We start from the raw sequence: 7,556 nt of genomic DNA on the forward strand, positions 1-7,556 counted from the left end.
GGGTGGGGGCGGACGTGGCTCTCCCCTCCCGCAGGCGGGAGGGGTTGGGGGTGGGCCAGCAGCGTTGCGGTCTGCCCACCCCGCTGCGACTAGGGCGCAAGCGCCCAAGTCTCGCTGCCCCTTCCGCCTGCGGGAGGGGGGATCAGCTCAATTCTTCAACGACGGTTTCCGCCCGAAAGCGGCCCCGCGCTACTCCGCCGTCGCCTTCATCTGCTGCGCATAGCCCGCCTGGACCATCGCGCTCATCCGGTCGAACAGCGCGTCGGGATCGCCGCGCCGCAGGCCGGGGATCGCGGCCTCGGCGCCCTCGGCGACGACCAGCTCGCGTGCGCCGGCCGCGACGGCGTCCAATATCTGCGTCGCGGCGAAATCGGGCGACAGGCCGTTGTCGATCGCCTTGTCGCTTTCCCCGCGCACGCTGCCGTCGGCGTTGAGCGCGTTGCGGCTGACGTTGGTCGCGATCGAGCCGGGGGCGACGACGAGCACCTTGAGGCCCAGATGCTCATTCTCCGCGCGGACGCTGTCGTGGTAGCCGATCAACCCATGCTTGGCGGCGCAATAGGCGCTGCGTAGCGGCACCCCGGCGATGCCCGCGATGCTGGAGATCGCGATGATCTGTCCGCCGCCCGCTTCGATCATGCGCGGCAGAAGCTGCTGGGTCAGCGCGATCGGCGCGAGCAGATCGACGTCGACGATTTTCTGATAGACCGAAAAATCGGTCTCGACCGCGAGGCTGCGCTGCGAGATGCCGGCGTTGTTGACAAGACCGTCGATGCGCCCGCTCCAGTTCCACGCTTGCTCGGCCATCAGCGGCAGCGCGGCGTAGTCCGTAGCCTCAAAGGGCAGGATCATCGTGCCGGGACCGCACTCCTTGGCGACCGCCTCAAGCGCGGCGATATTGCGCCCCGACAGGATCAGCCTGGCGCCGCGCGCCGCCAGGGCCCGCGCCAGCGCCGCTCCGATGCCCGACGAGGCGCCGGTAACCCACCAAACTTGATCCTGCATATTGGCATCCTATCTGTCATTTTGTGCCAGCCTGAAACGGACTTACGCGGCCGTCAAGGCGCCCACCCACGCATTTCCGTGCAGGGGTGGCAATTTTGTTGCGACTCTGTTATAATAAATATCAACACGCCGACATTCTGTCTCTTCCCGTCGCTGGGCTGGGGCACGTTCGGCGTTTCCGATGGAGCCATATCCCTTGTCACTCTGACTGGCTAGCGCCGCCGAATTGCTTCGATCCCCCTCGATGGAGGGCCGGATGCACTGGCTTTGACGCTTCGCCGTTCCGACAAGGCACAGAAAGGAAACTGCATGTCCGCAAACACCCTCCTCTTCGAAGTCGGTGACTATGTCGTTTATCCGAAGCATGGCGTGGGGCGCGTCATCGAACTGCAGCGGTCGGAAATCGCCGGCATGCAGCTTGAGCTCTATGTCCTGCGCTTTGAAAAGGAAAAGATGACCCTGCGCGTCCCGACCAACAAGGCCGAGGGTGTGGGCATGCGCAAGCTGTCGTCGGACAAGACGCTGAAGGAAGCGCTGCAGGTGCTGACCACCAAGCCGAAGGTCAAGCGCACCATGTGGTCGCGCCGCGCGCAGGAATATGAAGCGAAGATCAATTCGGGCGACCTGGTGTCGATCGCCGAAGTGACCCGCGACCTGTTTCGCGCCGACGACCAGCCCGAGCAGAGCTATTCGGAACGCCAGATCTTCGAAGCCGCCTCGAGCCGCCTCGCGCGCGAACTGGGCGCGATGGAAGAGAGCGACGAAAAGACGGCGCAGGCCAAGATCCTCGAGATTTTGAACGAAAATGCGCCGCGCTATTATGTGGAGAAGGCTCTCTGAGCCGGTATTCGCCGCGGTGAGACAAAGCAAAGGGCGGTCCGAAAGGGCCGCCCTTTTCGATTCGGGCGTGATATTCTTGGTTCGTCATGCCGGACTTGATCCGGCATCCCGCTTCTTGCGGGGTAAGAAAAAACTGGCGGGACCCCGGATCAAGTCCGGGGTGACGAACTGAGGAGGTGTGTCTCAGGGATAAGTCGCCGCCACGAAATACAGCCCGTCGGGGGGTGCGTTCAGGCCCAGCGCGTTGCGATCTGCGGCCTCCAGCGCCGCCCGCAAATCACGCGCCGACCATTTGCCGTAGCCGACGAGCGCGAGGCAGCCGACCATCGAGCGCACCTGATGGTGGAGGAAGCTGCGCGCCGCAGCCTCGATAATCAGTTCGTCGCCGTGGCGGCTGACGGTCAGTCTATCCAATGTCTTCACCGGGCTCTGCGACTGGCAATGCGCCGAGCGGAAGGTGGTGAAATCATGCAGGCCCAGCAGTAGTCGCGCCGCCTCGTGCATCGCCGCAGCGTCGAGCGGCTTGGCAAATTGCCAGGCCAGTCCCTTGTCCCACGTCAGCGGCGCGCGGCGGTTGACGATGCGATATTCATAGCTGCGCCCGATGCAGGCGAAGCGCGAATGCCAGTCGTCGGGGGCCGCGTCGCACGCGGTGATCGCGATCGGGGCGGGGCGCAATTGCGCGTTGATCGCTTCCATCAGGCGGAAGGGCGTCAGCGGCTTTTCGATATCGACATGGCCGCGCATCGCGATGGCATGAACCCCGGCGTCGGTGCGCCCGGCGCTGAATACTGCGGCATCTTCGCCGGTGATCTTCGTGACCGCTTGCTCGATCGCCTGCTGCACGCTCGGCCCATGCGCCTGCCGCTGCCAGCCCATATAGGGGCGGCCGTCATATTCGATGGTGAGGGCAAAGCGCGTCATGCGAGGCGTGTGCCCTGGGGGATCGCCCGGCCGCGCAGCAGGTCGGCGGCGTCCATCGCAGGCTTGCCGGCGCGCTGGACGCGCGTCGCGCGGATCGCGCCGGGGTTGCAGGCGATGGTGAGGCTGTCGTCGAGCGTCGTGCCGGGCGCCGCGCCGGGAACGGTGCCGGCGGGATGGATGACCTCGGCGGCGAGCAGCTTGTAGCGTTCGCCGTCGAGTTCGAAAAAGGCCCCCGGCATCGGGTTGAAGGCGCGGACCTGGCGTTCGACCTGCACCGCGCTCACCAGAAAATCGAGCCGCGCTTCGCTCTTGTCGATCTTGGCCGCGTAAGTGACGCCCTCATCGGGCTGCGCTTCGGGGAGGAAGGCGTGGAGGTCGCTGAGCGTCCGCACCATCAGCGCGGCGCCCATCGCGGCGAGTTCGTCGGTGAGTTCGCCGGCGGTCTTGTCGTCGACCCCGGTGCGCCCGACCAGCCGCATCGCGCCGGTGTCGAGCCCCGCATCCATCTGCATGACCGTGACGCCGGTCTCGCCGTCGCCCGACAGGATCGCGCGCTGCACCGGCGCCGCGCCGCGCCAGCGCGGCAGGATCGAGCCATGGACGTTGAGGCAGCCCTCGCGCGGGGCGTCGAGAATCGCCTCCGGCAGGATCAGGCCATAGGCCGCGACCACCGCGACATCGAGGTCGAGCGCGGCGAATGCTTCCTGCTCTTCGGGGCTCTTGAGGCTCTTGGGGGTGTGGACGGGCAGGCCGTGTTCTTCGGCCCAATGGTGGACGGCGCTTTGCTGCACTTTCTTGCCGCGCTGCGCGGGGCGGGGGGGCTGGGTGTAGACCGCGACGATCTCATGCCCCGCCGCGTGGAGCGCGGCGAGCGTCGGTACGGCAAAGGGCGGCGTTCCCATAAAAGCGATGCGCATGGGTGCGGGCTTTGGCGGAGGTTGGGGCGCGGTGCAAGACCAAGGCTTTCCCCTTTCGTCACCCCGGACTTGATCCGGGGTCCAGCTTTTATCCGTCGCTGAGCGGGATCCCGGATCAAGTCCGGGATGACGAGGGAGGGATATTGCGCCGCTACGCCGGCCCCACTACCACCACTCGATGGCGTCCACCGAAATCGAAGCCCTCGTCCAGCAACTCGCCCGCCTGCCGGGCCTCGGCCCGCGCTCGGCGCGGCGCGCGGTGCTGCACCTGATGAAGAAGCGCGAGAGCAGCTTCGCGCCCTTGCTCGCGGCGCTCACGAGCGTGTCCGAACGGCTCGTCACCTGCGGCATTTGCGGCAATGTCGATACGCAGGACCCGTGCGCGATCTGCGCCGACCCGCGCCGTGATGAGCGGTCTTTGTGCGTCGTCGAGGAGGTGTCGGACCTGTGGGCGCTCGACAAGTCGCGGCTGTTCCCCGGCAAATATCATGTGCTCGGCGGGCGGTTGTCGGCGCTGGAAGGCGTGCGGCCGCAGGATTTGAGTATCGACGCGCTGGTCGCGCGCGTCGCGGCGGGCGGGATCGACGAGGTGGTGCTGGCGATGAACGCGACGCTGGAGGGTCAGACGACGGCGCATTATCTGGCGGAGCGGCTCGAGGGCTATCCGGTGCGGCTGACGCAGCTGGCGCATGGTTTGCCGGTGGGCGGCGAGCTCGATTATCTTGATGAGGGGACGCTGGCGCAGGCGCTCAGGGCTAGACGGCCGGTGGGATAATTCCAAGATTCTACAGGGGGTTTACGATGGCTGCCGACGATTTGAAGTTTCCCGTCTCCATCAATTTCACAGTCTCGAACCCTTCTGTTTTCGTGAGTTATGGCGAGCGGAACCTGAGTAAGATCCGCTATGACCTGAGGTCTGACCGGTTTCGGGACAGCGTAAAAATAGCTGGCGGCGGCGATATAATGCGTATGCCAGGCTCGTTGCACATTACCGGGATTCCTGAGGGAGACGACGCTTGGGAACGGGTTGGGTCGATCTATTTTATACCGGCATCTAGTGGTTCCCGCGACGGAGTCATCTCACCGTCGGACGATCATTTCTCCGTAGAGTGCGGCATTCCTCTTGTAGAGTTGAAAGAGATCATCGCTGCCGAGCGAGCTTCCAAAGGGGCATCATCTGTTAGAATCACGGTATCAGAGGGCATGGAATATGGCTGGGCGCCCGATGGATCGCAGATAGAGTGGGATAACGGAGACAGAAACTGGGCGCCGATCAGTGAACTCTCATTGGACTTCCTTGAGGCTCGTAAAGAGGAGCATGAAAAGGCTGACGATATGGCGCCAGATCAGAGTTTGCGGTCCATGACCGAAGTCCGCAGCAGCATCGACTCACTCGCCAGATTGGTAGCAGTCAGATCTCAATGGGTAATCGGGCCACTGCTGTTTATTGCCGTTTGGCTGGCAATCCAATTGCGATGAACGCCCCCTTGACCCGACGCCCCCGCATCCATACCTGCACGCCATGGCCCTACTCCCCATCATAGAGACTCCCGATCCGCGGTTGCGCGTCATTTCAAAGCCGGTCGAGACGTTCGACGCCGAGCTGAAGACGCTGATCGCCGACATGTTTGAGACGATGTACGACGCCCCGGGCATCGGGCTTGCCGCGATCCAGGTCGGGGTGGCGAAGCGCATCCTGGTCATCGACCTGCAGGAACCCGATCCCGAGGACGAGGAGGGCAAGCGCCTGATCCGCACCCCGCGCGTCTTCATCAATCCCGTCTTCTCCGAAGAGAGCGAGGAGCATAGCGTCTATCAGGAGGGCTGCCTGTCGGTCCCCGAGCAATATGCCGATGTGACGCGCCCCGCCGAGGTCACCGTCGACTGGCAGGACGCCGACGGCCAGCATCACAGCGAACGCATGACCGGGCTGATGGCGACGTGCATCCAGCACGAGCATGACCATCTGGAAGGCATTCTCTTCATCGACCATCTGTCGCGGCTGAAACGCGAGATGGTGCTGAAGAAGCTCGCGAAGATCCGCAAGGCGGCTTAAATCCCTCTCCCATCCAGGGAGAGGGCAGCGAAACTTGCGAACTTGTTCGCTAGTTGCAGCGGGTGAGGGCATTTTGCCGCCGCTAGGTCGCAACTCCTCACCCAGCTTCGCCTAGGCAGCAAGCTGCCAAGGCTGCGCAACCCTCTCCCTAAATGGGAGAGGGGATCAAAGCTTTACCCCGCCTTCGCGACCGCGACCATCGCGGGGCGCAGCAGGCGGTCCTTCATCATATAGCCGGCCTGCATTTCCTGCACGATCGTGCCGGGGGTCTGGTCGCTCGGGATTTCGAGCATCGCCTGGTGCTGGTTGGGGTCGAGCGGCAGGCCGATCGCGGCGATGCGGGTGATGCCGTTGCGTTCAAAGACGCTGAGCAATTCGCGCTCGGTCGCCTCGAGGCCGGTGACGAGCGGCTTGATGCCTTCGTCGGCGCGCTGCTCGGCGCTCAGCGCGGCGAGCGCGCGGCCGAGATTGTCGGCGACCGACAAGATGTCGCGCGCGAATTTGGTCGCGGCATAGGCGTGCGCGTCGGCGACTTCCTTTTCGCCGCGGCGGCGGACGTTCTGCGTTTCGGCGCGGGCGTAGAGCAGGTCCTGCTGCAGCGCGGCGAGTTGTTCGGCGAGCTTCGCCAGTTCGTCATTCTCGCCGGCGGTGGGGGTGGTCGCATCGGCCTCGGCCGCGACATTTTCGGGGGTCAGCGCGTCGTCGGCGCGCGTGTCGTTTTCAGTGTTTGTCATAAACCTATCGTATCAGTCTGGAGAGCGATTGAGCGGTGAAATCCACCATGGGTACGATGCGGGCATAGTTCAAGCGCGTGGGGCCGATCACGCCCACGACACCGACCACGCGTCCGTCCGCGCCGCGATAGGGCGCCGCTATCACGGACGAGCCCGAAAGCGAGAATAATTTATTCTCCGACCCGATGAAAATCCGGGTCGCGGCGCCCTCGCGCGCGCTGTCGAGCAATTGTGCGATATCCTGCTTGGTTTCGAGTTCGTCGAGCAATTGGCGCACGCGGTCGAGGTCGCCGACCGCGCTCTCGTCGAGCAGATTGGCCTGGCCGCGCACGATCAGCACCGGGCGGTCGGCGCCGTCCGACGACCAGATGGCGAGGCCGCGCGACACGAGGTCCTGCGCCGCACGGTCGATCGCGATCCGCTCGGCCTCGATCTCGTGGCGGACGCGCGCCATCGCTTCGGCGAGGGTCAGCCCCGAGAGCATCGACGAGATATAATTGCCCGCCTCGACCAGCGCCGAGGGGTTGAGGCCGGGCGGAATGTCGATGACGCGATTCTCGACCGCGCCGTCGCCCGCGACCAGCACGACCAGCGCCTGGTTCGCCGACAGGGGGACGAAGGCGAGCTGTTTGAGCACGCGTTCGTGCTTGGGCACGAGGACGAGGCCCGCGCAGGCCGACAGGCCCGAGAGCGCCGAGGTCGCCTGCGCGAGCGCGCTTTCGATCGGACCGGCGTCGGACAGCGAGGCCTCAATTTGCGCGCGGTCCTCGGCCGATGGCTCGGCGACCTGCATCATGCCGTCGACGAAGAGGCGCAGCCCCTGTTCGGTGGGCAGGCGGCCGGCGCTGGTGTGCGGGCTGGCGAGCAGGCCGAACTCCTCAAGGTCCTGCATGACGTTGCGGATCGAGGCGGGCGAGAGGTTGAGGCTGGCAAGCTTCGACAGCGTGCGCGAGCCCACGGGCTGGCCGGTTTCGAGATAGGCGTCGACGACCATCCGGAACACGTCGCGGGCGCGCGTGGTGAGTTCGGTGATCGGCGGCGTGGTCATGGGGAGGATTTAGGGATGGGGAGGGGCGGGGG

Annotated in this window: 9 protein-coding genes; 4 read left to right on the top strand and 5 right to left on the bottom strand. The window is 65.0% G+C overall.

All coding sequences use genetic code 11. The annotated features are described in order from the left end of the window. Nucleotides 1–189: 189 nt before the first annotated feature. Nucleotides 190–1,005 (bottom strand): SDR family NAD(P)-dependent oxidoreductase, encoded by an 816-nt coding sequence (locus tag ACREB7_RS20020; RefSeq protein ID WP_431594016.1) that lies wholly within the window; start codon nucleotides 1,003–1,005, stop codon nucleotides 190–192. A 309-nt stretch (nucleotides 1,006–1,314) separates the two neighbouring features. On the opposite strand from ACREB7_RS20020, the gene ACREB7_RS20025 reads away from it, so the two are divergent. After that, nucleotides 1,315–1,845: a CarD family transcriptional regulator gene (locus ACREB7_RS20025; protein WP_431594017.1), complete on the top strand. Its 531-nt coding sequence runs from the start codon at nucleotides 1,315–1,317 to the stop codon at nucleotides 1,843–1,845. Between the two features lie 183 nt (nucleotides 1,846–2,028). On the opposite strand, the gene truA is transcribed toward ACREB7_RS20025, so the two are convergent. Both truA and fmt read right to left on the bottom strand, forming a co-directional pair. Beyond that, nucleotides 2,029–2,769 (bottom strand): tRNA pseudouridine(38-40) synthase TruA, encoded by a 741-nt coding sequence (gene truA, locus ACREB7_RS20030; RefSeq protein ID WP_431594018.1) that lies wholly within the window; start codon nucleotides 2,767–2,769, stop codon nucleotides 2,029–2,031. Then, nucleotides 2,766–3,686: a methionyl-tRNA formyltransferase gene (fmt, locus tag ACREB7_RS20035; protein WP_431594019.1), complete on the bottom strand. Its 921-nt coding sequence runs from the start codon at nucleotides 3,684–3,686 to the stop codon at nucleotides 2,766–2,768. Before fmt ends, truA begins: the two co-directional genes overlap by 4 nt. Nucleotides 3,687–3,864: 178 nt before the next feature. Here fmt and recR point away from each other — a divergent pair, with 178 nt between their 5' ends. The 3 genes from recR to def are packed head-to-tail and all read left to right on the top strand — an operon-like array spanning nucleotide 3,865 to nucleotide 5,742. Then, complete coding sequence (gene recR, locus ACREB7_RS20040) at nucleotides 3,865–4,461, top strand: recombination mediator RecR (RefSeq protein WP_431594020.1); 597 nt, start codon at nucleotides 3,865–3,867, stop codon at nucleotides 4,459–4,461. 26 nt (nucleotides 4,462–4,487) lie between these two features. Continuing rightward, entirely contained in the window at nucleotides 4,488–5,165 is a 678-nt protein-coding gene (locus ACREB7_RS20045; RefSeq protein WP_431594021.1) for a hypothetical protein, read from the top strand. 43 nt (nucleotides 5,166–5,208) lie between these two features. Then, complete coding sequence (def, locus tag ACREB7_RS20050; RefSeq protein ID WP_431594022.1) at nucleotides 5,209–5,742, top strand: peptide deformylase; 534 nt, start codon at nucleotides 5,209–5,211, stop codon at nucleotides 5,740–5,742. A 173-nt stretch (nucleotides 5,743–5,915) separates the two neighbouring features. Here the strand turns inward: def and grpE are convergent, their stop codons facing one another. Further along, entirely contained in the window at nucleotides 5,916–6,476 is a 561-nt protein-coding gene (gene grpE / locus ACREB7_RS20055; protein WP_431594023.1) for a nucleotide exchange factor GrpE, read from the bottom strand. Nucleotides 6,477–6,480: 4 nt separating this feature from the next. Further along, complete coding sequence (hrcA, locus tag ACREB7_RS20060; protein WP_431594024.1) at nucleotides 6,481–7,524, bottom strand: heat-inducible transcriptional repressor HrcA; 1,044 nt, start codon at nucleotides 7,522–7,524, stop codon at nucleotides 6,481–6,483. Between the last annotated feature and the right edge of the window lie 32 nt (nucleotides 7,525–7,556).

Origin of the sequence: Sphingopyxis sp. (assembly GCF_050725615.1) — a bacterium.
GTDB lineage: Bacteria > Pseudomonadota > Alphaproteobacteria > Sphingomonadales > Sphingomonadaceae > Sphingopyxis.

Coding starts and splice junctions, on each gene's coding strand:
- ACREB7_RS20020 (WP_431594016.1), bottom strand. CDS start 1,005: ATGCAGGATCAAGTTTGGTGGGTTACCGGCGCCTCGTCGGGCATCGGA.
- ACREB7_RS20025 (WP_431594017.1), top strand. CDS start 1,315: ATGTCCGCAAACACCCTCCTCTTCGAAGTCGGTGACTATGTCGTTTAT.
- hrcA (WP_431594024.1), bottom strand. CDS start 7,524: ATGACCACGCCGCCGATCACCGAACTCACCACGCGCGCCCGCGACGTG.
- grpE (WP_431594023.1), bottom strand. CDS start 6,476: ATGACAAACACTGAAAACGACACGCGCGCCGACGACGCGCTGACCCCC.
- def (WP_431594022.1), top strand. CDS start 5,209: ATGGCCCTACTCCCCATCATAGAGACTCCCGATCCGCGGTTGCGCGTC.
- fmt (WP_431594019.1), bottom strand. CDS start 3,686: ATGCGCATCGCTTTTATGGGAACGCCGCCCTTTGCCGTACCGACGCTC.
- recR (WP_431594020.1), top strand. CDS start 3,865: ATGGCGTCCACCGAAATCGAAGCCCTCGTCCAGCAACTCGCCCGCCTG.
- truA (WP_431594018.1), bottom strand. CDS start 2,769: ATGACGCGCTTTGCCCTCACCATCGAATATGACGGCCGCCCCTATATG.
- ACREB7_RS20045 (WP_431594021.1), top strand. CDS start 4,488: ATGGCTGCCGACGATTTGAAGTTTCCCGTCTCCATCAATTTCACAGTC.